This window comes from Candidatus Methylacidiphilales bacterium (assembly GCA_025056655.1).
Taxonomy (GTDB): Bacteria; Verrucomicrobiota; Verrucomicrobiia; order Methylacidiphilales; family JANWVL01; genus JANWVL01.
Genome location: JANWVL010000148.1, coordinates 1 through 22,760, shown reverse-complemented (window position 1 = coordinate 22,760; position 22,760 = coordinate 1). Strand labels below are relative to the sequence as shown.

Annotated in this window: 20 protein-coding genes; 18 read left to right on the top strand and 2 right to left on the bottom strand. The window is 41.3% G+C overall.

The window, feature by feature from the left end; all coding sequences use genetic code 11:
- Positions 1-94 precede the first annotated feature (94 nt).
- From NZM04_09620 to NZM04_09610, 3 genes are all read left to right on the top strand, one after another.
- Positions 95-496, top strand: coding sequence for a hypothetical protein (locus NZM04_09620; protein ID MCS7064278.1), 402 nt, complete (start codon positions 95-97; stop codon positions 494-496).
- Positions 497-565: 69 nt separating this feature from the next.
- Entirely contained in the window at positions 566-922 is a 357-nt protein-coding gene (locus NZM04_09615) for a hypothetical protein (GenBank protein MCS7064277.1), read from the top strand.
- A gap of 24 nt (positions 923-946) precedes the next feature.
- Positions 947-1,489 (top strand): PrgI family protein, encoded by a 543-nt coding sequence (locus NZM04_09610; protein ID MCS7064276.1) that lies wholly within the window; start codon positions 947-949, stop codon positions 1,487-1,489.
- Here NZM04_09610 and NZM04_09605 read toward each other — a convergent pair.
- Together NZM04_09605 and NZM04_09600 are read right to left on the bottom strand one after the other, a co-directional pair.
- On the bottom strand, positions 1,448-2,902 hold the full coding sequence (locus NZM04_09605; protein ID MCS7064275.1) for a hypothetical protein: 1,455 nt from the start codon (positions 2,900-2,902) through the stop codon (positions 1,448-1,450). The two genes, NZM04_09610 and NZM04_09605, sit on opposite strands and share 42 nt — an antisense overlap.
- Positions 2,899-3,471, bottom strand: coding sequence for an SH3 domain-containing protein (locus tag NZM04_09600; GenBank protein MCS7064274.1), 573 nt, complete (start codon positions 3,469-3,471; stop codon positions 2,899-2,901). Before NZM04_09600 ends, NZM04_09605 begins: the two co-directional genes overlap by 4 nt.
- Positions 3,472-3,931: 460 nt before the next feature.
- On the opposite strand from NZM04_09600, the gene NZM04_09595 reads away from it, so the two are divergent.
- The 15 genes from NZM04_09595 to NZM04_09525 all read left to right on the top strand — a co-directional run bounded on the left by NZM04_09595 (position 3,932) and on the right by NZM04_09525 (position 22,438).
- Positions 3,932-4,183, top strand: a complete 252-nt coding sequence (locus tag NZM04_09595; protein MCS7064273.1) for a hypothetical protein — start codon at positions 3,932-3,934, stop codon at positions 4,181-4,183.
- A complete protein-coding gene (locus NZM04_09590) occupies positions 4,177-4,518 on the top strand; it encodes a hypothetical protein (GenBank protein MCS7064272.1) in 342 nt (113 codons plus the stop codon). The genes NZM04_09595 and NZM04_09590 overlap by 7 nt, the downstream gene beginning before the upstream one ends.
- A 191-nt stretch (positions 4,519-4,709) precedes the next feature.
- Positions 4,710-5,084 (top strand): hypothetical protein, encoded by a 375-nt coding sequence (locus NZM04_09585; GenBank protein ID MCS7064271.1) that lies wholly within the window; start codon positions 4,710-4,712, stop codon positions 5,082-5,084.
- A gap of 304 nt (positions 5,085-5,388) precedes the next feature.
- Positions 5,389-5,526, top strand: coding sequence for a hypothetical protein (locus tag NZM04_09580; GenBank protein ID MCS7064270.1), 138 nt, complete (start codon positions 5,389-5,391; stop codon positions 5,524-5,526).
- Positions 5,527-5,593: 67 nt separating this feature from the next.
- Complete coding sequence (locus tag NZM04_09575) at positions 5,594-5,965, top strand: hypothetical protein (GenBank protein MCS7064269.1); 372 nt, start codon at positions 5,594-5,596, stop codon at positions 5,963-5,965.
- Positions 5,966-6,032: 67 nt separating this feature from the next.
- Positions 6,033-6,245: a hypothetical protein gene (locus NZM04_09570; GenBank protein MCS7064268.1), complete on the top strand. Its 213-nt coding sequence runs from the start codon at positions 6,033-6,035 to the stop codon at positions 6,243-6,245.
- Positions 6,246-6,536 carry a hypothetical protein gene (locus NZM04_09565; GenBank protein ID MCS7064267.1) on the top strand — a complete coding sequence of 97 codons (291 nt, stop codon included), beginning with the start codon at positions 6,246-6,248 and terminating at the stop codon, positions 6,534-6,536.
- A 168-nt stretch (positions 6,537-6,704) separates the two neighbouring features.
- Complete coding sequence (gene rpoC / locus NZM04_09560; protein ID MCS7064266.1) at positions 6,705-10,994, top strand: DNA-directed RNA polymerase subunit beta'; 4,290 nt, start codon at positions 6,705-6,707, stop codon at positions 10,992-10,994.
- 50 nt (positions 10,995-11,044) lie between these two features.
- A complete protein-coding gene (locus tag NZM04_09555; protein MCS7064265.1) occupies positions 11,045-11,485 on the top strand; it encodes a hypothetical protein in 441 nt (146 codons plus the stop codon).
- A gap of 5 nt (positions 11,486-11,490) precedes the next feature.
- Positions 11,491-12,933: a hypothetical protein gene (locus NZM04_09550; GenBank protein MCS7064264.1), complete on the top strand. Its 1,443-nt coding sequence runs from the start codon at positions 11,491-11,493 to the stop codon at positions 12,931-12,933.
- The gene (locus tag NZM04_09545) at positions 12,906-13,658 is read left to right on the top strand and encodes a hypothetical protein (protein MCS7064263.1); all 753 of its coding nucleotides are present in this window, start codon (positions 12,906-12,908) and stop codon (positions 13,656-13,658) included. Before NZM04_09550 ends, NZM04_09545 begins: the two co-directional genes overlap by 28 nt.
- Before the next feature lie 130 nt (positions 13,659-13,788).
- Complete coding sequence (locus NZM04_09540) at positions 13,789-14,274, top strand: hypothetical protein (protein MCS7064262.1); 486 nt, start codon at positions 13,789-13,791, stop codon at positions 14,272-14,274.
- A gap of 91 nt (positions 14,275-14,365) precedes the next feature.
- Positions 14,366-14,659 (top strand): hypothetical protein, encoded by a 294-nt coding sequence (locus tag NZM04_09535; GenBank protein ID MCS7064261.1) that lies wholly within the window; start codon positions 14,366-14,368, stop codon positions 14,657-14,659.
- A 143-nt stretch (positions 14,660-14,802) separates the two neighbouring features.
- Positions 14,803-21,780, top strand: coding sequence for a DUF11 domain-containing protein (locus tag NZM04_09530; protein MCS7064260.1), 6,978 nt, complete (start codon positions 14,803-14,805; stop codon positions 21,778-21,780).
- Positions 21,770-22,438, top strand: a complete 669-nt coding sequence (locus NZM04_09525; protein MCS7064259.1) for a hypothetical protein — start codon at positions 21,770-21,772, stop codon at positions 22,436-22,438. The genes NZM04_09530 and NZM04_09525 overlap by 11 nt, the downstream gene beginning before the upstream one ends.
- Positions 22,439-22,760 lie beyond the last annotated feature (322 nt).

Here is a 22,760-nt window from a genome sequence, read left to right as displayed (position 1 = left end):
AACATAACTTTATTCGCGCGATAATTTGTCTAGCCAAGCTTAAAATATAAATATGAGCAAGAATATGATCGTGAACGCGAATACGCATAATATTATGGATTCGGCTCCTCCAACGCAGCGTAACTTATACCATTCTCCATTAGATATAGGTCAAGAATATGAAATGCATTACCTCTCACATGAAAAGATCCAGAGAATTATCGAAGCTTTATGTGAGATATTGATTAATAATGGATACGTTAAAAATGCAGATCCATATACTGTCTATGTTATTGTCTCTAACGCAGTACATCAATTGATCAGCGAAAATTGTGAAATCAGAGATAGCCTAGTCTTTCTTGCTGACAATCCGGATGCTTTCAACCCAAACTCTAATTCACTTATAGACTATGAAATCGAGCTGTTATTGATATCCTTGTCAGATATCATTAATAAGCAGAATAAAATAGGCGCTGAGTGCGATAATATGGATTTAAGTTGTGGATGTTGCAGATAAAAGCAATCTCTTGTTATGTTTAAATTCTAAAGCTTGAGAAATGCCACATTGATGGGTATAATATAAAGTATGAACGGCAGAAGAATTGCTTTAGTTGTATTTCTTCTGGTTAGCGCGCTCATGCTAACCGGATGCTTCTCAAGAATCGAGAACATCATCCAGCAGTTCGCAATACAAGGCATACGCTTGATGATCTTCGTGGCTGGTGTCTTGACCGCCGTCGTGGTAACCTATCAGGGTGTCACCACAATCGCACAGAGCGCGCTGAACAACAGCCAAGCCATCGCTCGGCTGATCATGTCCATCGGAATCGCAATCGTCGGCCTTGCCGTTGCCATCATCGGGCCATCCGTCATACCAGACGTTGCTAGAGAGATATCTACTGGCAGCGGTAATATTCAATTCTATAATCCCATGAAACCATGACGCATTCTTATAGGGTTAAATTAAATGAATCGTGAAACTATCCCATTCCCTGAGAGGCTGAAAATAAGTCCTTTCAGATTAACAAAGGATATCAGCCTCAGGGAAATTATTATTCTAGGTGGAGCTTTATTTTTTTGCTTTGTCTCTTTCTTTATCTTAAAAGATATTCTTGGATTTTTTATAACCGGATTGATTGTAGTCGGAATAGCTGTTTCTGCGCTTTTAATTGCATTAGTCCCCATACGTGGTTATCATGCAGAGCATTTTATAATTATATATTTAAGATCAAGAACAAAACCGAGGAAATATATTCACAAAACAGCTTTCCCAGAAACCCAGTATATTGCAGAAGAACAGCCAGCACCTTCATCTCAGCCACAGAAACCCCACACTTCTCATCAAAATACCGCTGACGTGTCTGCTACTGTAGCCTATGCGGATAAAAATATTAAATTATATCCGGAGAAAGAAATTAGCTTTGATCCTTATGTGGCATTTCTGGTTTCAACTTGTTTCTTTGTCATCCTAGGGCTCTCTTTTGTCTTGATTGTATTGATAGATAGATGAATATAGAATGTCGTCAAAAATGATGCCACTTTTCATAAGCTCTTCTGAAATGATACGATAACATAACCTCCTGGTTTCTATACTCACAGGTTTCGATATAAATAGTTTTACTTTCGTAGAAGGCTTTATTTCAGCCCAACGTGTCGTTTTATAAGACATTCGCCCTTGATTGATATGTGAATAAGGCATATACCCACCCTGAAGAATTCGAGCCACTTCCTCTGCCATATCGTCAATTGGCATTCGCATTAAGTGCCGTTCTACTATATGTTCATATCTCTCAATGAAATCTCTTCCAACTGAAATGGCACTGCCTATTAAATAATAAATATTCTTTAATTTATCTATGTTTTCTATGATTAACTCTTCAGGGCAATCGTGTAAGTACCCATGCCGATACATCTCTTCACTGACCTCATCTAATCTCTCTATATCATTAGATATATACTCGATCAAACCTTTTTCATCTATGCCATTTTCCTTGACAAGATAAATATCTTGAGTTAGTCCTCCTTTAGTATAATCGTGTTCAATTTTATTTTTTGTTACTACTCCTGCTTTTCTTAACCAATCTCTTACATGACCATCGATCTGATTAAATAAAAAATCATCATCGTATTCTCCACTTATTTTACGCTCAATGATTGGTTTGATTATATTATAATTTTGTATTAAGAAATCTGGACTTAATCTCATATTCATAATACGCGGCATATTTTCATTCAAAAATGATGTCTCGTATCCACCGATAAGCTCTAAAAAGATAGCATCCACTACTTTATTTTCGGCCATGAAGTCATGCGCTTTTTTAAGCAAAAAATCTCTTTTTATTTGAGCGCGTTTATTTAAAAAGATGACAGCATCTTCACTGTCTCTCACTAAATGGATCCACACAGATTCAGCAGCTTCTTCAGATAATAGATCGGCACTTTCTATCGCACAACGAATGCAGATATCGGCAAGATCATTTTTACGATCAGATGAGGCGCTGATTTTGATTACGTCTTGAATGAGCTCGTCAATATAATCTATCTTGATCGTCATCGGCGAGAAGAGATATGCAGAAAAGCGATATAATAATGGAATGGAGTAAATATATTTATCAACAATGTGTGGATAAATCCTCGATAATATCGGTAGAATTAGCACTTGTTCTTCAGGCGTCATGCATGATAATAGGTTCAGATAATCTTGGTAATCATGCAACCAGTAGCGCGCCCCTCGATATCTCCATATCGGTGGCATCTGCATGGTTAACCTTTGAATATGATTATTATAAGATATCACGCTTTCGATGGTAAAATCATGATATTTTTTCTGTAGAGATCGATCCTCTCCCTCGTCAATTAATAATCCTTGATAATAATCATAGAGTTTCCTAATTGAACCTGTCATGTTGATTGAGTCGCTCATTTTCTGTTGTTTACTACTGGAATAATTCCCAGATCCATCAAATTTGTATGTGGGATGTATACAAATGCCGTTTGATCCTTGTATAAGATACGCGCCCATCGCAAATCGTGTGTGTATCCCGTGACCGACATCTTATCATCTTGCATGATAAAACCTACAATCTTGCTTCTGTTATCTGGTAGTTGATAGACCGTAAGCTTAGCTACAACTGATTTTATTATAGGATATTGCGTATTTTCTGTTTTAGTATTATTCGATGTGAGAGTATGATAAGATCCATCACACGTTGGTATGGAAGACAAAAACTTAGAATACATGAATCCTGTTTTACCTCCTATTTTTACTTGATACCATAATCCATCAGAGGTCACTCCCGTCACACTAACCTCTTCTCCACATTGATATACGCCTATAATTGGACTATTGAGATTTGGCTGTTTTCTAAAATTCAACCTCTTTACATTAACATAGAAAACAACATTTCCTTGTCCAAATGCCCTATCATGATATAGTAAAAAAGATGTTAAGATAATCAGACAGAAGGCTCTCCAAAATTTAAGCATAGGCATATTATACTACCCCATAAATCAAAATAGCAATATAGAAGTAAAACGATCCAAAAAGTATTTGAGATTAGATCCACCCTGTCTCTAACCCGAATTTTCTATATTATGCACCACGTAATTAGGCGCAGATCCTACTGAATGATGTTTTTGCAGCCAATGAAGCTGCCTAGAAATATGGCCAGTCTGGAAAATTTACAGTATGTGCTGATGATTTTTCATCATGAAATAAATAACAGACAACTTATCTCGGCATAGCAGTATCATCACGACATACTCCCATACTTCTCTATCACTAGGCAGGTTACGCAGTTATCCCACACTCTATTGGAGAAACACACCTTACTTCTAGAAGTTAACATCTCTGGTGAGTGCGATGATAGTGTCAAATCTGCGTGCCTCCTTTACAGGAATGCCTAGAACCAAGTACCTGCGTAGTCCCGCGGATAGCTCGCATAACCCAGATGTGCACGCTTTAACAGCTGCTGCTGATTCCAGCATGGAACAAAGGACGCAACCGACCGCCGCAACTCTTCCACACACCGTGAAAGGCACCGCGTTCGTCGGGCTAAGCGTGGTAGATCGTGCAGCAACTCGGCGAGATCTGCCTCAACCGAACAGGGCTGCGACTTGCCAGACACAACTCGATGTTGCCCGCCGCGTCGAAAGCTCGCTCATGTTGGATTTTTTAACTCCTTGCGGAGTGAAAGCATGGTAGTATTAAGATTGAGAATGCGTTCGGGTGAAGTGACGCAGATCGGATTAGAACTTCACGACCGTTTTACGCGCGGCGAGAGTCTGACACCAGAAGAGCAAGCAGCCCTACAAGCATGGTATGTGCAGGAGCAACAGGATGAGCTCCATGCGCTGAATCTGAGCCCTCAGCCCGATATCGTCGCGTTGCAGGACCAAGTGCGCCGGACTTTGAAGCAGCTGGCGGAGCTGCTGACAACGATTGATCGGCTAGAGGCAGAGAACGCAGCGCTGCGGCAAGAGAACGCGCACTTGCGTGCGCAACTCGCCAAACGCATTGCTCAGCAGCAAACTGCATGAAGTTCACCATGGCTGGGCCTATCTGGCCTCTGAACGTGCATGGCGTTGACAGCATCGCAGCGAGAGTTTGTTCGTCGTCGCGCCGCCTTTCGGTATGAGTATTGTGGTGTCAGCGAACTGGAAGCATGTGGAAACCTCACAATTGACCCCTTCGTTCTGCAAAGCCAGGCTGGACAGACGATCCAGAAAACTTGGTCTACTCCTGCTCATGTCCCAATCGTTACAATGGCGACTATGCTCCTATCAGCCCTAATGACCCCCATCTATGGAACCCACGCGCCGAGCTCGCCGGGCATCACTTCTTCGAAGGAGAAGACGGTCTGCTGTATCCGCTGACCCTAACCGGATCGTTCACCATCAGCCGTCTACAACTCATTCGTCCTGCGTTGGTGCTGCGGCGTCTGCAGCAGCAGCAACAACAGGCGGCTGAAGCGCTGCAGAGGAAATACCAGCTAATCTTGCAGAGCTATGACCGGCTCGCCAGACTGCAGCAGGTACTCATTCAAGAACAGCAGGCGCTCCTTGCAGAGCAAGGCAGGCTGCTTAGGCAGTTGCTAGGCGATTAAAGAATGTAGCGCTAGCGAATCCAGCCCTTGCTCTTCCCGAGTGCTTGACGGTACACCGGTGTGGAAGCGTTGCCACGATCGGTTGGGCTGCTGAAACCGACGGCAGCGCCTCAACTAAGCGCCTCCGAGTTATCCGAGCTACCTGCAGGACTAGGCACATATTTGGCTTTAGGCACACTGTCCTTTATCAATTCTGTAACAAGGCCCTAACCATGGCTTACGCATCAAGAATTTTAAGGTTCTGCGCGGTGCAAGCCAGCACCGTGAGCAAGAAGTCGTCGCTACGCGCAAGCGCCTTGCTTTGATGGCGACTCCCCCTTCCTCATCCTCAGACTGCCCACTGCCAAGAATGTTTAATGCCACCCGTCGCAAACGCGGCAAAGTGCTCTGCGCTGTGCCTAGTGCGCACCCGACTCAGAGCTTCGCCAAACACCACATCTAACGCCCAGTGCTGGCTGGTCTCAATCCGCCAGTAGGCGCGCTCCGGCGCGCGCAAAACGCTTGACCTCTTGCTTCAGACTGGTCGAAGCTCACCCGTTCACGTTCGTTCTCCCCGACCCGTCGCCAGCGGCGCACAAGACCAACCGCGCCAAGATTCGGCCGGGCATCCACCTGCGGAGCGAAATAGCTCAGATACTCCACATCAGCAACCAGCCAGCATTCGCGTCGGTCACAACGCCCGTGCTCGTGCTCTTCGGTGTGCGAGTATTCATGCTGCACCTGACGAAACCCCTCGGCTGCTCGCGCTACTAGGTTTGCTGCAGTGCCTCAAACAGCCGCGCATGATTGTGCTTCAAGGCAAACACATATTTGCCCCCGCGCGTGGTGATGGCACGGGCATTGTGCTTCTGGCGTGCGCCGCATCGGTCACTACGACGTGACCGAGCAGCTCGACTTGTGCTGGCACGCTGGGCAACGTGGCAATCTCGTTGCTGGCTGCTTCCGCGCGTGCCACTTCCTGCGCTAGCACCACGCTTGTCTGAGTGGCATACATGGCCTATACAGGCCATACACGGTCACCCTCTGCAAGGCGGCTTTGCCTGTGCTCTGCTCACGACTGCCGCGCAGCACCTTGCTGTCGGCGGCAAGCCCCTCTTCATCGATCAGCCGCAGACGCTAGCCGCTTGCATCGCTGCCAGCCAGTCCCTGAAACAGCGCTGAATGCTAGCAAACGGCAACAGCACAAACACCTGCCGAAAGGTGTCGTGGTCAAGGGTGTCTTGGGTCGTGCCCAAACAGCTGCCGACTCAAGGTAGGGCAAGCTTGCCAGAAGGCAGCGACGCCCAGTCAACGATCAGCGCTGCCGACGACGATAAGGATGGCCATATGCCACATCGGATAGTGCGCTTGCTGAGGTCGCGGCGAAAGTCTTGGATCGGCCTGGTGTGTTTGAAGAGCAGTTTGATAGCTGGAGGTATCTCGTCACTCGTGCCGGATTATCAGCTTATGTGATTCGTAAGCTCTGAGGCCCTAACCGATACCAGTATTACAAGCAGCATGGAAGCAATATAATACTTTGTATACCTTCAATGAATTGGAGGAGTATTTGTTCAAAAAAATAGCGGAAGATTTTCTCCTCTAGGTTGATCTAGCGTAGAAGTAGCATATAATATTATTGGTATGAGAGATATACGAGGATTAAGGATATCTTTAGCTAGCCCAGAAAGCATCCTTTCACTTTCACACGGCGAAGTGACAAGCGCAGAAACAATTAATTATCGTAACCAGCGGCCGGAAAGGGGAGGATTATTTGATGAGGTCATCTTCGGGCCGGTAAAGCCCTATGAATGCAGTTGTGGAAAGTACAAAGGTCCTAAATATAAATATATTGTATGTGATAAATGCGGTGTTGAAGTAAACGATAATAGCGTGCGGCGTGAGCGCATGGGCCACATCCGCTTAGCAGCTCCAGTTGTTCATCCCTGGTATTTCAAAAGAACACCCAGCCCAATCAGTATATTATTGGGAATAAAAAAGAAATATATAGAGCAAATAATATATCATGTACGCTATATTATATATGACATAGACGAAAATCAGAGGAAAAAGGAAATTAAAAGACTAAACGATGAATACAAACTCAAACTTGAACAGATTAAAGAAGAGGCCAAACGGTATAATAAAGGGAAAGGTAGCCGGAATTTTGATAAGATATTGGAATTGAAAAGAAAAATATCAGAGATTAATACTTTGTATGATAAGAAATTAATAGATGAGGTTAATCACCTCATGGGTCAGGCACAAGTTGTACAACAAGAAATAGAAAAGAATATTGGCCATACTATTAATACTCCCCTCGTCTTGTTTGATAGTGTCATTGTCGAAGGAGGTCAAGAAATTACTAGGGAATGTTTAAATAAAGTTAAAACAACGTGTGATGAGATAATTAAAAATATAGAGGAGAAGATGAAGAGGGATAAAGATGAATTGATCGCTCCAATAGAGAAAGAAATCAATAACTTGCAACTCAAGGTAAATGTAGAACTCAGAAAATCTCTTGAAGATCTCAGTAAAAAAGCCGATGAATTGGAGGAAAATTACAATAAAGAAATCGAGGAGATTAATGAGATCTATACCGGCAGAATACTTACAGAATCTATGTATCAAAGATTAAGTTTAAAATATAGTAACATATTCAAGGCAGGATCTGGAGCCAATGCAATATATGAAATATTGAAAAGATGTAATCTCGATGAAATGGCTAAGTCCCTAAGACAAGAGATAGATCAGGGTAAAAACAAAATCAAGGTAAAAGAATGCATCCGAAAATTGCGCATAGTAGAAGCATTCAGAAAGTCAAATGCGCGCCCTGAATGGATGATCTTGTTTGTATTACCAGTGATCCCTCCGGATTTGCGCCCAATGGTAACAATGGATGGCGGGCGTTATGCAACATCTGACCTCAACGTTCTTTATAAAAGAGTGATTAATAGAAACAACCGACTGAAAAAACTCATCGAAAGCGGTGCCCCGGAAATCATCTTGCGCAATGAAATGCGCATGCTGCAGGAATCCGTTGATCTACTCATCGATAGTAGCACAGTACGCAGAAGCACACAAGATATAAAACGAACCCCCCGATCGCTCAGTGACATGTTAAGGGGAAAGAAGGGCTTATTTAGAAAAAATCTGCTCGGCAAACGCGTAGACTACTCCGGTAGATCAGTCATCGTCGTCGGACCAAACCTTAAGCTCAATCAGTGTGGTCTGCCGAAAGTCATGGCAATTGAATTGTTCAAGCCATTTGTCATCAGGGAATTAATTAAGCGTGAATACGCATATAACGTTAAAGGCGCCAAGAGAATTATAGAACGAGGTGACCCATATATATGGGATATATTGGAAGATGTTGTCAAGGAAAGACCCGTCTTGCTCAATCGCGCCCCCACATTGCATCGCCTCGGCATACAAGCTTTTGACGTAATCCTCACTGAAGGAAAAGCAATTCAATTGCATCCGCTAGTTTGTCAAGCCTTTAATGCTGACTTCGATGGCGATCAAATGGCTGTGCATGTCCCACTAAGCCAGAAAGCAGTTGAAGAAGCGCGGAAGCTCATGATGAGCACTAATAACTTGCTTAAGCCTGCTGATGGTGAGTCTATTGTCAATCCGACTAAAGATATGGTATTGGGCATATATTATCTTACTTTTCATGACCAAAAACCTCACAAAGGAGATAATCGCGCCTTTGCTAGCATAGATGAGGTTATTGCGGCCTATCATCTCAAGCAAGTCGATATCCACGCACGCATAAAACTTTATACCGAGACTTATTATGATGAAAACAATGTTCGCTACCAAGATAACAAGCCAAGGAAAAGAATTATCGAAACAACCGTAGGCCGTGCCATCTTTAACGATATCGTACCTAAGGAAATTCAATATATCAATAGGACGCTGAATAAGAGCGACCTCCAGGTACTACTAACCGAAGCATATCGTATTTTTGGATTAGAACAACGGGATCGTATGGTGCAATTTGCCGACGCCGTAAAAGACATGGGCTTTCATTTCGCTACAAAATCCGGCATTACATTTTCACTCGGCGATATCAAAACACCAACTGACAAAGAAAAGCTCATCTTTGAGGCAAATAAGAAAATAGATGATTTAAACAAACAATATCGCCGAGGGCTCATGACTGAAGAAGAACTCGAAAACAAAACTATCAGTGTCTGGAGCGAGACTAAGGACGAAATCGCCGCTGCTGTAAAAAGATCGATGGCGGCTGATGATGATCTGAGCATGATGGCTGTCTCCGGCGCAACAAAGGGCGGATTTGTGCCTATTACGCAAATCGCAGGTATGCGAGGCCTCATGGCTGATCCATCCGGACGGATTATCCCGATGCCGATACAGTCAAACTTTAAAGAAGGATTGAGTAGTATAGAGTTTTTTATTAGCACACATGGCCAGCGTAAAGGTTTGGTCGATACGGCTATGCGCACAGCAAATGCTGGCTATCTCACCCGTCGTCTCATTGATGTTGTACAAGATGTGTACATTAGCACGGATGACTGTGGCACAAATCAGGGCATCTACATCCGAGCTACCGACGCATTCGGGCAAAAGATGCGCGATCGTCTCTTCGGCAGAGTGCTCGCTTCAGATGTTGTACATCCTCAGCTTGGCATTATTTATCCGGCCGGAACTCTTATAGATGCTTCAAAGGCAGAAGAGATCCAGCGCTTGAATATCCAAGAAGTTCATGTGCGATCGCCGCTTACTTGCCGCGCAGAGCATGGTATATGCAAGAAATGCTACGGAATGGATCTAGCAAGGGGCAATATGGTTGCTATTGGTGCAGCCGTCGGTATTATCGCCGCACAATCTATAGGTGAGCCAGGAACTCAGCTTACATTGCGTACATTCCATACGGGGGGCGTAGCTATGGGCAGCGATATCACGCAAGGCCTAACCCGTGTTGAAGAGATATTCGAAGCTCGTAAAAACCTAAAGGGTGAGGCAATTATAAGCGAGATATCCGGAAATATTACACTCAAGAAAGAACCAAATAATAAACTATATGTCGTAGTAGAAAGCCATGGTGGGTCTTATGATTATCCAATACCTAATGGGTATTCCATCAAGGTCACGGAAGGACAAAAAGTAACGACTGGCGATCTTCTAGCTACATCCGGCGCACGTAGGATTACGACTAAGCATGCCGGAATCATCGAAAGAGTAGGGCGAATCTTACGTGTTCATTCGCAGGAGCTACGCACGGCCACTTATCCAATTCCTGCCCATGTCCGTTTGACCGTCCAAGAAAATACATATGTCGAAGCGGGGGATGCCATTACAGATGGGATTAAAAATCCCCATCTTGTTCTGAAATATAAAGGGCGAGTAGCGTGCCAATTACATATTCTATCTGAAATACAAAAGATATATAGGATTCAGGGCGTGAATATACATGATAAACACTTCGAGGTTATTATTAGAAAAATGACCTCTAAAGTTCAGGTTGTTAGCCCTGGCGATTCTCCCTTTTTGCCCGGCGATTATGTAGATTATTTTGTCCTGGATGAAATAAACAAGAAATTGCAGAATGAAGGACAGAATATTGCTGTTGGCGTGCCGGTATTATTGGGTATTTCTAAAGTTGCTCTAATGACTCATTCTTTTTTATCGGCAGCATCTTTCCAGCACACAACAAAAATGCTTATACAATCAGCCATAGAGGGAAGAGTAGATTTTCTGTCCGGCCTGAAAGAGAATGTGATTATCGGCAAAATGATCCCTTGTGGCACAGGTATGCGCAATCATGAGATCAAAGAATATGAAGGCATTACACTTCATACGCAGGACATGCGCGATAATCAAACTAATCGGTTGAATAAAAAACAAAGCCGTCTAAATAATAATAATGATTTTCTAGATGAATTTGCGCAGGGAGCTTCTATGTAAGATTAGCCCAATACTACATTCTCTTCTACAAATATGATACAATGATGTGCATGAGAAGAAAAGGAACCGCTGCTTTTATTGTCCCACCTGTCTTTATATTAATAATGATGATATTTGCGTATATGATACTGAGGATTCAGTTTACCACCCAGTATCATATTCGTGTACAAGAAACTATCTCATCAGCCATGAGATGGTCAATTCTCAATCTTAATAGCGTCAATGCTTGCCGCACAGGTACCATAGCCTATAATCGATCTAAGCAAATAGACATGGGAAGATTTGAAAATCAAGAAATAAGATATAGACTATTAAGAGACGAAAGGAAAAATATCATTACTTTAAACGCAAAAGGAAGTGCGCCAGATATGTTGGGTTCTGGCAAACTAAATTACGATATATCTTATAAATATTATACAGATGCTTTTCAATCCCGCGATCACGCAAAAGGGCAAGGATCTTTCACCGCCTACTGCCAGATATCGAACTAAATCCTATGATGCTTATTCGCAAACGCTACGTTTTGGTTACACTTCTTGGCTTAGTTATTCCGATCATTACTCATTTATATTATGTCAAATCACTTGCCAATGATTATGCTTCAATATTTGTCGCCAAAACTGAAACGCATGATTCTTCGATCCAGAAATTAGCTAAAACGGCGATATCACCGACATCCAAAATTATTTCAAATCCTACATCTGCGCCTTTGCCTAATGCCTATTTATCCTTGCTAATACCCAATCAACTTCCTACTAATACTCCAATAATTATTGTCATTCCAACTGAAACACCAACACCGACAGAAACCCCCGCGCCAACATTTACGCCCACACCGACACCTACAGAAAAACCTACAGAAACACCCACGCCAACATTTACGCCCACTCCGACACCTACAGAAAAACCTACTGAAACACCTAATCCGACAGAAAGCCCATCGCCGACTTCGACGGCTACGGAAACGCCAACACCCATACGCGCTACCGATACGCTCCCTACATTTACGCCTACGCCTTTTGTTATTCCTATATTTTCTTTTCCGGTCACTGTAGAAAGCACAAGAATCGTGACGCAAATCATTACACAACAACCAGTCATTCGTTTAGTTCCAATTACTATTACGGTATGCCCAACAATGCAAACTTATGGCTACGTATGTCTTTCCGAGATACAAAAAGAATCCTGCGAGGAAGATGACACATTACTTAATGATGTAGAAATATTATATGTTGATCAAGACTATAAATTGAGCAGAACGAAAACAAATGCCGCAGGTTATTATGAAATAGTTGCAAACGGCGGTATATTCTTAAACCTTGCCGAATATGAAGGTCAACGCTATAGGGAAGGAGGAGGACGGGTTGATTTTGTTTTATCTAAAACAGCGGAACGTCAAACGATGGAATTAGAGAATTTGGTTATATTTATGATAATGCCATGGATTATATTAATTGTTTTGTTGGCTATTATTTATTTTCTATTGTCTAGGCACCTACGACGTATACGGCACTTGATCAACGCTACATATTTAATACTAAGACATACATATTTCTCTACACAAGAAGCGCAAGACCCCCTGCGATCGTTTATGGTTGGAATTAAAAGAATCTTATCTGACCATCGCGTATATCTTGCTGGAAAGGTAACGATGGAAGTTGTGGATTATGATGAAGATAAACCAACACTGTTATTAAGAGGTGTCGCGCGTAGTGGTAAAGAAAAAATAATCTTATTGTCTACGCCGGATGGCATCAAATCATATGAAGATAAAAACAAGGATGATCTCATGAAAACGTATAGTCGGAGAACTGTTCAAAAAATTCAACAAGATGACGCCGCTATCATTAGCGACATCATCAGTCGAATATTTAACCTCAAAGGCATCGATGTGTTGATTGAAAGTGAGGTATGGATAGCTTTATCCTACGAAATTTGACTATTATCGCATCTATATATGCCACGATCCTGTGTGGATGTGTTAACCCGAGACAAGTAGAAGATCCTTTTGCAGATTCTGCAAATATCCAGGCAACACCTAAATTGGTCAAGAAGCCCAAAACAACACTCACACCAACTCCTACTCAAGCTCAACAAACACCATCTGTCTCTCCAACCCCCTATATCTCAATAAAAGATAATGATGACAATAATGCTAAGGACATTCTTTCTCACTGGTCGTCTAATATGCAAATGAAAGAATGGAAATCGTTTACTTTATTAGGCGCCGATTTATACTACCCTCCGAATGCTATAGCTCGAAAATTGAGATATAATACAGTCCAGATATCACTGGACAAGAAGAAAGAAATTAGCGCTACATTAAGTTATATAGTCAATAGTATCAGCAATATCAATCGAGATGAAAAAGTGATATCCGGCTTGCATGATAAATTAATAGAAATATTCATAGATAGAGGGTATATTAAAGAAAAGGGCGGAGAGATAAAGGGGAATGAAAGTGTTTACTTTTATACTATCCTAAAAGATAAAAATAATGGGTTGTATCATTCTATTTTATGTTTGACTTATGTCGCAAAGACTAAAAATGCCTTGCATAGTACAGTTGTCAGTGTCGTTTTCATAGAATCACGTCCTGATGGATATCCCAGAAACTTCGAAGGTATAGCCAAGAGTTACGTCAATTATGTTGATAAGAGATAAGATAACCGTACTTGTAATCTCTATATATTTATCATGTACTCTCGCTCTATCATCATGCGCTTCATTTCATAAAAAAGAAAGATGTAGTGATTTAATGCAATACTTTCCTCAGGACAAAACACGGTCTATCTTGGTCTTATCTCACGGGGATAGAAATAAAGAGTCAATTCATAAGCGAGTAGCTTATGAAATAAAAAGTGGGGCTGTTACCATATATAATGGTGATGAGGCTTTCTTTCTTGTCTGTAATGAGCAAGATAATCTATCCATTTTTTCTTATAGATCTATTTCAGGCACCGTCTTCGAGGCAAAAGGTCTTTTCATGGTTTATAAAGAAGGCCGTTATCATTATAAATTACAAACGAATGATCCCTTGACAAATATTTTGGTTACTTGTCATTTGAGCCGCAGTAACTCTGAGTATATAATTAATCGGAAAGTGTTTAATGATGTTGTTGATATAAACTGCGATTATGATTTCAAAGAGGATATCTGGGGATATAGCCTCTTTCCTATCACACGCAATATAAAATTAGCAATTCATCATGGCATTATTTTCGACGAAACAATATATGAAAATAGGAGATCCGTCTATCAATTTTTATACGAAGAGTAAATTATTTATACATCACGAATAGCGAATAATTTATATATTATGTCGCATATCTTTCTTGTTATGTTTATATATGGAGTGATAAAATACGCCCATGAGAAAATTAATCCTCATGTGCCTATTTTTATCATCTTTACTCTCTTCAATATTATCACCAGCAAACGCATGGGCCCAAAATGATCGCCCTAATCAGACTGAGCAAAATCGTAAGGCCCATTTAACACCAACTAAACTTAAGTTCGCTCGTAAAACGGGTTGGACAATAGATCATAATGGGCGAATTATTCGCGTAGTGATTCAATCAACCTCACGTTTTAACCCGCAGCAACGACAAATTATCGAAGAATTCAAATGGGACGCGGTTGTTGTAGTGGAGGAAAATAGATGATACCTGTGAAAGTTAAAATCGCGATAAGTTTATTATTTATATTTTTAACTGCTACCGGCGCGTTCGCGTCATCGCCAATTCCTTATACTCCCTCTCCATCAGAATGGTGGTACCCCAGATACGATCATCTGAACTCTAATAATATGGCGGTTCAGCCTGCCGCACCAAAAATTCCTGCCAATTTCAATAATTTTAAGCTAACTAAAAAATGGGTATACCCAAATGCTTTTTCTAACTTCCCTAGGGCATATATTTACGAAGATGATGTTTACAAATCTGTTATCCTTGCGACACAAGATCGAATCATTCGTTATGATATAAATACTGGCGATGTTCTCTGGCGATCGCCCATCCTCAAGCCAATTACAGAAATAGCTAACATAGGGAGATGCTGGGACAACGGCGATCCTGTAATCGCGGCTGTTTCAGTCCAAAATAACACTCTCGATGTCTTCTTCATCGGCATTCACAACGGAAAGATAGAGGCGAGATATAATTACAAATCGCCCCATGTAACAGAAATTCGTAGCGTATTTGTTACTGATTTTGACGGAGATAACCACTGCGAAATATATCAAGGTTCTGTTTATGCCTCAGAATACCCCATCGTGGAATTTAATCCAGATCGCACTTTGAACTCACATGTCGTCAATTTCAACCGTTTAATCGTAGGACCCCCGCTTAGAGCTTCAGTTAGTGGCACACCTCACTTAGTATTTGCTCTCAGTTCAGATGCAGTTCATCCTTCCGGCATTGCTTTATTGCCCTTATCTAATTTGTCGGCTACGCCGAATATTTATAATATCAGCGGGCTGTACGGCCCGCCTATTATTGCTGTTATCAAAGTAAGTTCGACTCACGATGCTATTGCCCTTTCCCCCGTAGCTAAGCCATCACCATTTTTATTATATGTAATTAACCTTGCACCGCTAAGTCACACATTAATACATTCCCTCCCCGTCACAGGTGAAATAGTAGGTGCGAGTTTATCCTTAGGTACACCAGACCTAAACGCCGACGGCATCGGTGACATCCTTGTTACTTTCAAAGACTCTGCCGGTACCCTATATACAGGGTTATATGCAACGAATGGTTCACCAACATGGGCACAGGTGATTCCCGATGCAGACATGAGCAACGCTGCTTTAAATAGATTATGCCCCGACCATGTTGTTATGGAATTCATACGCGTTCATGGAAGCGCTCCCTATTATTTACTTTGGCCTGGAAGGCCAGGGTTACTCTTTTTCTGCGCTGACACAAGACGAGGGGCATATCATCTGAGTGGATCCAGCCTGATACAAGTGATGCCATTTAATGCGAATGAATATATCGATGTACTACATGATTACGCCACGCCAACACAATCAGCCAGCTTGTTCCCTATCCGTGTCAGCGGTCAGACTAATCCCGTGATTGCGCTGACCAAGGTGATTTCTACCGGTAAGCAAGCCGTGATATATGAGATCGGTTATCACGGCTCTTTTGTTTTCACGCAAACAAAAACAATCACAATCAACCACCATCTCGCTGCCTTTTCAGGAAGATATCATACACTGATTGATGGGAATCGTGTTGTTGATGCCATTACAGACGAAGAGTGGCAACATTATGAAAAGACACTGGCATATAATGCCCCAATATATGCGGTTAATAGTTTATATAATCGCGTCATATCAGACGCGTTTGTTCTTCATCCCTTTGGCTTTATCAGCGTGACCCATGCTAATCTCCTGAATTCACCACAGAAATATTACTACCACATAGGAGGGCAACCATACTTCAGCATTTCCGATCTGAACGCAGATGGACGCTTGGAATATCTTGCCACAGAACATAATCCACATCATAGCGGTCTATCTCTTCTACACCTTGTAAATCTATCACCGACCTCCTCTTCTCTTTTAATATACCCTTATAGCAGCACATACGGACTAAATGTCATTCCTCTTGCTCATATTAAAGGAAATCGTCTTGTCGTAGGTTTTCCTAATGCTTACTCAAACTTTACTTTATCACCAGACGCCCTGAACATGTTCGCTTTCAGCAGTAGTGGATCTCTGTTGTGGCGATCAAGAATAGGCGCAAACACCATCTTGTATTCCCCGCTTCACGATTGGAGTGGCGATGGTATCCCTGATCTCATTCGTATCGGCCTGCCTCATCCTTATTTTGCCGTCCTTAACGGATTAACCGGATCTGACATATTCACATCAGGCCACCCCAATGTTTTATTTTCATATAATACAGATTTCATCGTTGATCCATATCCAGGGGCAAATAAAAATAGAATAATCCAAGTATATCGCAGAGATGCCCCTACTGTATCTGCTATAGATTTTAACATCGCTAACATACAAACAGCATTTACTGCGACTGTTTCACGCTACGATCATGATATACGAAATTATGATCTAGCGGTTGGTGATTTATTCTTCAACTCAGCCGCCGGACATCTTGGTGAAATTATCGTCCCATCTGAATTTGGGTTTATTCTTTATCGTATAGATCAAGACTCATCCCCCGAAGGGATACGAATAGTTCGTGATATCGCTTTTGATATCGGCTATGCTCTCCTGATCGAGAACGGATACTGTATATATAGCTATCCGGAAAGGCCTAATATCATAAGAAGAAGTGATGCTGACCATATTCGTCAGATCCCTGGATGCGCTGCAATCGGTGGATTTCGGCCTGTAGTACAAAGTGTGATTATATCCACGACAAACAACAATAAGATTATTGTCAGCGCAGGCGCTAACGGCTTAATATATGTTTTTAGAGTTAACGCCACTATTCCGAAGACGATTGACTTGTTGTATTCATATCCACTATTCAGCGCCTTGGCACGTATAGCCATAGCAGATTTGGATCGTGACGGCATTGCTGAAATCTATGCCCTCACTCAAAACGGCGATCTTTTCGGCCTACATTTCGTTGATCGTTTCGATTACCCCTCTCCACGTAACTTTAAGGATGGCATCGGCCTTTCCGATATTGATATTCAGTCATCGCGGTTATGTTATCAGGCTTCTTGGCAACGCCCACTGACTTCAAAGTCTATTTCTCACTACAACCTGATGTTGCGCGATGCTTACGGTGCCCCTATGTTGAATCAATATAAAATGATCACGGATACTTTTGCAACTTCTTATGAGGTAGAAATATGTTACCCAGATATACTCGGCTACTTGATTAACGATGAACGATATTTTGCTGAAGTCATCGCAGTATACACAGATGGTAAAGGTTCTGAGCCAGTGTTCTCAGATGGAGTTACTATTAAAAGTGCACCCGCGTTGCAAAATAGTACATTCTCGGCCACACCTCTTCATCAGATCGTAGGTCGTGGCGTAAAATGGACACTCACACTTTCCAATACGGGGACATCACCAGTGACAACATTCGTGCAGATCCCCATACCATCCTATCTATCCTTGCTTGGTATATCTGCAACTGGCGGCTCCATTGTAATGCCCCCGGGTGGAATTGCATGGTTAGGTATACCCTTAGAAACAAACCAACAACAGATCTTAGTATTCACGGCAACTACAAATACTGCTACGAGTGTAAATATAGATGCTCTGATCGTTTCTGAAAATAATAGTGTCCCAGAATTCGAGTTAAACGCATCTGCGAATTTTATAATACCCAATCTATCATCAAGCGTAAAAACTGTGACCCCTACAACCACATTGATTGGTTCACCCGTGACGTTTACTATCGTTTTGAGTAATCACATCGGAATAACTACATTTGTGCGAATCACGGATGTCATCCCTCCTACAATGTTATTGAATACGATAAACGCAGAAGCTGGTATTTCATATTTATTTTCTTCCGGGACACTGACAGCAACCGCAGAAGTACCACCCCATAGCAGACGAGTAATGACGTTGAATGCCACTATCACATCTGGTCACGGGATACTCACTAACTGTGCGGACATAGATGATGGACATCAAGTAACACAACGTTGTGCGTACCTTAATGTTTTATCGCCATTAAATTCTGTGCAGCTCATCAAGCAGTCCATCCCGTCTCAGGTGAACGTAAATGATGTTTACAGTTACGTTATCACAATCAAAAATAATTCAGGATTCAACGTGCCAGGTATAACAATTAGCGACGTAGCTCCTTCGAGTATTACATTTTTATCTGCAACTGGAGGGTTAAATATTCTTTCAAATAGTGCAACTTGGACCGGTCACTTATCTCCTAATCAAGTTATTTCATTTGTGATCACTGCTAAAGCACCTGGCACACCTACCGAAGTCTTCAATTATATTACCGCCACACACATAGGAAGTTCAACAGCACTAAATGCATTTGCCCATACCATCATAAAGGGTAATTACGGCCTAATCTTACATAAAGAAGCGAAGATATCCACCAGTGCGATTACCTATTTCATAAGAATTACGAATACCGGATTAATTACCTCGCCTGTCTTAGTGTTAAGATCACCACTGGCAACTCATGCTCATTATCTACCCGGCCAACATGCTGCATCAAAGGATATTTTAAGCTATCAATTTTCTACTAAAGAATTAATCTGGACAGGCCAAATTATTCCATCAGAGACCGTTTATATTACTTGGACGATGGGAATAACAAATTCACCGCATATTATGCATTATCATAACGCATTGCTTTACTCAGGTAGTACGCTAGTCGCTCAAGCTCCAAGTATACATAGTAACATAAACAACTCACATTATGCACTGATTAAGGCAAAGGTTTTAGCCTTAGACACTCATACTGTTATTACTGGTGTACCAGTTTCTATGATATCACCTGCACAAACTAGGATTACTGATGAAGATGGATGGGCAGAGTTTTACGTAGAATTTTTGGATGAAAATGAAAAGAAAAGTGCTCTGATTTATATCTCATATTTGACTGATGAATACATTGTCGTTGATCGTCCTCATATTCTGCTTGATGAGATTAGATCAGGACATGTCTATGAATTATTGTTCTACGCGCTTTCGACATCTACTAGTTATGGAATCATAAGAGGTACAGCATTTGCAGACCTAAACGCTGATGGATACTACAATCCACCAGTAGATACCCCCCTCATAGGTCATACTATTTGGGGTAATCAAATATATACAACCAATCTTTACGGCGGATATATTTTAACTGCACCTGTCTCGACTACTGTGATAATAAGTTCACCAATTCCTTCTGGCTTCGGCTGGCCGACAACACAAAATCCTATTAGCTTCACAATCAATAGCTCAAATTCTAATACACATCATTTTGGGTTCGCTACTTGCCAAGGTCTTATCCATTGCACAACACCCCCATCCGGTTTCAAATGGATTTACGGTTTTGTCTATGCGGATCAAGATGGACAAATAAACCCAGGTGAGTGGATCTATGACGCCACCACAGATATGCCGTTATCGCGCATAATTACAGTAACGGATCCGATCGGAAATATTATTACAACTACCAGCGGAAATGACGGGTATTACGCTTTACTGCTTCCTTTGTCTCATGGGAATTATTTCACAATAATGGTAAATTTATCAGGGCCTGAGCAAACTTTGATTCCAATGCCGATGCCATTATGGCTATCGGATCACAGCCACGGGATACGCTTAGATATACCAATTTTCCACAGCTGTCCTAGCGGATATTCTGCAATCGGCGGCATCGTATATTCAGATACGCTCAATAACGGCGTATTTGTCTATGGTTTTGATAAGCCTTTACCATTATCCGTATTAGTAACAACAAGTAATGGTTTGCAAAATAGAACTAATTTTGCTTATCATTTTGGATGTCTTCCACATGGTGTTTATACAGTTTCTTCACAGACACCACATGGATTTTCAGCTACGACTCCTGAATCAGTTGTTTTAACTGCAGTCCAACCATCGCATTCCGTTTATTTCGGCAAGGCGCTATCCGGTTTACCTACACCGAACCCTCCATATCCATATATCTCTCGGTTGTCTCCGATTAATTGGCAAAATGTGCCGTCCGGATCACTAAATTTATCCTGGATAATGACTGCCTCACATGGCACCTTTATCCATCATACTCGGCTTTGCTATCGCAATATATGTCAGCACTCTTCACCTCATACGCTATCTGCAATTCGCACTATTGGAGGAGGTGAGCTTGTAACATGGACGATACGTCTGTGCAGCGATTTGGGTTGTATATATTACACAGATGCAGAGGGAGGAGAACCGTGGCATATTCAAGGGATAGATCCACGCAAAGTATTAACTTTATCGGCAGTAATTCAGCAACCTTTTGTCAGGTATAACACAACTGCACCAATTACTATTCATATCGATTATCCATTCAGTACTGCAATCCCAGTTCAGGTATGGTATAGGCCGCAAAATGTATCTATGCTATATCCGCCTATTGGCAACTGGAAGAATACGCCCACAATCATTATTACAGGTAGCACTTATATTTCAGATCAAATACAAGTTCCATCTTTGTTGCTTACTCATCCAAATGGATATCCGCTTCGTTTGATCATGCAACTTACATATTATGATTTGATGGGATATGCTCATGATATAGATAACGTATGGTTTTCATTACCAACTGAAGCTAAGCCTTGGCTAGCATACTTACCTCTTATTTGTCATACATGTGAATACCATGATCAGTATGAACCGGACAATAATTTTAGCCAGGCCAGTACGTTAGCTATGGACACAGTAAAAACAAAGAACCTGGTTTTATACGCAGGTAGTCATAAAGATTGGACAAAATTTGTGCTTACAAGACCTATATCTTCGACACCAGTGACTTATACTTATAGTATTAGCATGTTTACAGAAGCGCCCACTCTGATTACGCTCCGATGTCATCAGGGATGCAGAGAACGTGTATACTTATACGAATGGGCTAGTAGTGCTATAGATAGAGAGGTGATGTTTAATATTCACATATCAAGCCAATCATATATAGATTTAAATTCTATATGGACTATAGAAGCAATACCTTATGGCGGGTATCAAGCGCCAAGCCAGTACAGAATGCGACTTACTTGGGCAGTTCATAATGGTATAATGAATAGTATAATGAATGTAAATAGCCAAAACGGTAAAGTCATCGAGGTGAAAGTGCATGACCGATAATAAGTTTTTGTACAAGAGGTATGTTGCTTTATTGACTATTTTATCTTGCGTGGTTCTTATCACTTTATCTATACTACTTTTTTTATCCTCTGCATTTAATTTGGAAAGTGCCGATATCTTTTCATCGCAGGATGTTATTAATAATGATCAAACACCGGTAGCCAAATCACACATGGCCATAATTCGTTCAACTGCCGATACCTTTCCGACATCCCAGCCTATTGAGCTAACCCCTGTTTTACAAATAGATGATCCCAAAAATTACAAAACAGAGCTATGTAATAAATTAAAAGGCCACAAAAAATTAACCGCGCTGAATAAAAACAACAAGGAAGTATATTATGATGTAATACATGTAGAAGATAAAATATATGTGATGCCTTTTGATCTTTATAGTAGTGTTTCTTTTTATTTAGATTGCAATAAAGGATTAATCCAATTAGAAGAGTATACAGTTCCACTTGAAATTAAAGATGGCGTCACAATACCTGAGAGTTGTAAATATAAAGAAAGGGTCTCGCTAAATAAAGACGAAAAAGGGAGGTCTTTTACTTGTACAAAAGAAAACAAGGATGAGATTAGTATATTTTTGGAGGATAACTTGTCGTTTATTGTGATAAAAAATAATAAATCAGAGATTAAAATAATATTTCCGTAATTTTGTGAAAACGTCTTACACTTTATGCCGACATGATTTGCTTTATATTCAACATCGCTCTATAAATTGATATTCATTATTATTTGAGCCTCGATTTATTAGTTTTTATTTTTTAATAAATACGCGCAATAACAGCTAGATTGTAATTTATTGACTTATGTATCTTTTTTGCTTCGCCAGGGATGTGATATAATATTACAAGTATGATGAAGTTGCCATGGAAATTGATGCTCTTGCTGTCTGCGTCTTATTTGAGTGGATGTAAGGCTATAAAAGAGTTCGGCGAAGGTTCTATACAGCTCATGTTTACTATAGGCATGGC

Excerpts from the sequence above, each read along its gene's own strand:
- NZM04_09615 (MCS7064277.1), top strand. The coding sequence starts at position 566 with ATGAACGGCAGAAGAATTGCTTTAGTTGTATTTCTTCTGGTTAGCGCG.
- NZM04_09620 (MCS7064278.1), top strand. The coding sequence starts at position 95 with ATGGATTCGGCTCCTCCAACGCAGCGTAACTTATACCATTCTCCATTA.
- NZM04_09555 (MCS7064265.1), top strand. The coding sequence starts at position 11,045 with ATGAGAAGAAAAGGAACCGCTGCTTTTATTGTCCCACCTGTCTTTATA.
- NZM04_09605 (MCS7064275.1), bottom strand. The coding sequence starts at position 2,902 with ATGAGCGACTCAATCAACATGACAGGTTCAATTAGGAAACTCTATGAT.
- NZM04_09550 (MCS7064264.1), top strand. The coding sequence starts at position 11,491 with ATGATGCTTATTCGCAAACGCTACGTTTTGGTTACACTTCTTGGCTTA.
- NZM04_09610 (MCS7064276.1), top strand. The coding sequence starts at position 947 with ATGAATCGTGAAACTATCCCATTCCCTGAGAGGCTGAAAATAAGTCCT.
- NZM04_09600 (MCS7064274.1), bottom strand. The coding sequence starts at position 3,471 with ATGCCTATGCTTAAATTTTGGAGAGCCTTCTGTCTGATTATCTTAACA.
- NZM04_09530 (MCS7064260.1), top strand. The coding sequence starts at position 14,803 with ATGGCGGTTCAGCCTGCCGCACCAAAAATTCCTGCCAATTTCAATAAT.
- NZM04_09580 (MCS7064270.1), top strand. The coding sequence starts at position 5,389 with ATGGCGACTCCCCCTTCCTCATCCTCAGACTGCCCACTGCCAAGAATG.
- NZM04_09535 (MCS7064261.1), top strand. The coding sequence starts at position 14,366 with ATGAGAAAATTAATCCTCATGTGCCTATTTTTATCATCTTTACTCTCT.
- NZM04_09590 (MCS7064272.1), top strand. The coding sequence starts at position 4,177 with ATGGTAGTATTAAGATTGAGAATGCGTTCGGGTGAAGTGACGCAGATC.
- NZM04_09565 (MCS7064267.1), top strand. The coding sequence starts at position 6,246 with ATGCTAGCAAACGGCAACAGCACAAACACCTGCCGAAAGGTGTCGTGG.
- NZM04_09545 (MCS7064263.1), top strand. The coding sequence starts at position 12,906 with ATGGATAGCTTTATCCTACGAAATTTGACTATTATCGCATCTATATAT.
- NZM04_09525 (MCS7064259.1), top strand. The coding sequence starts at position 21,770 with ATGACCGATAATAAGTTTTTGTACAAGAGGTATGTTGCTTTATTGACT.
- rpoC (MCS7064266.1), top strand. The coding sequence starts at position 6,705 with ATGAGAGATATACGAGGATTAAGGATATCTTTAGCTAGCCCAGAAAGC.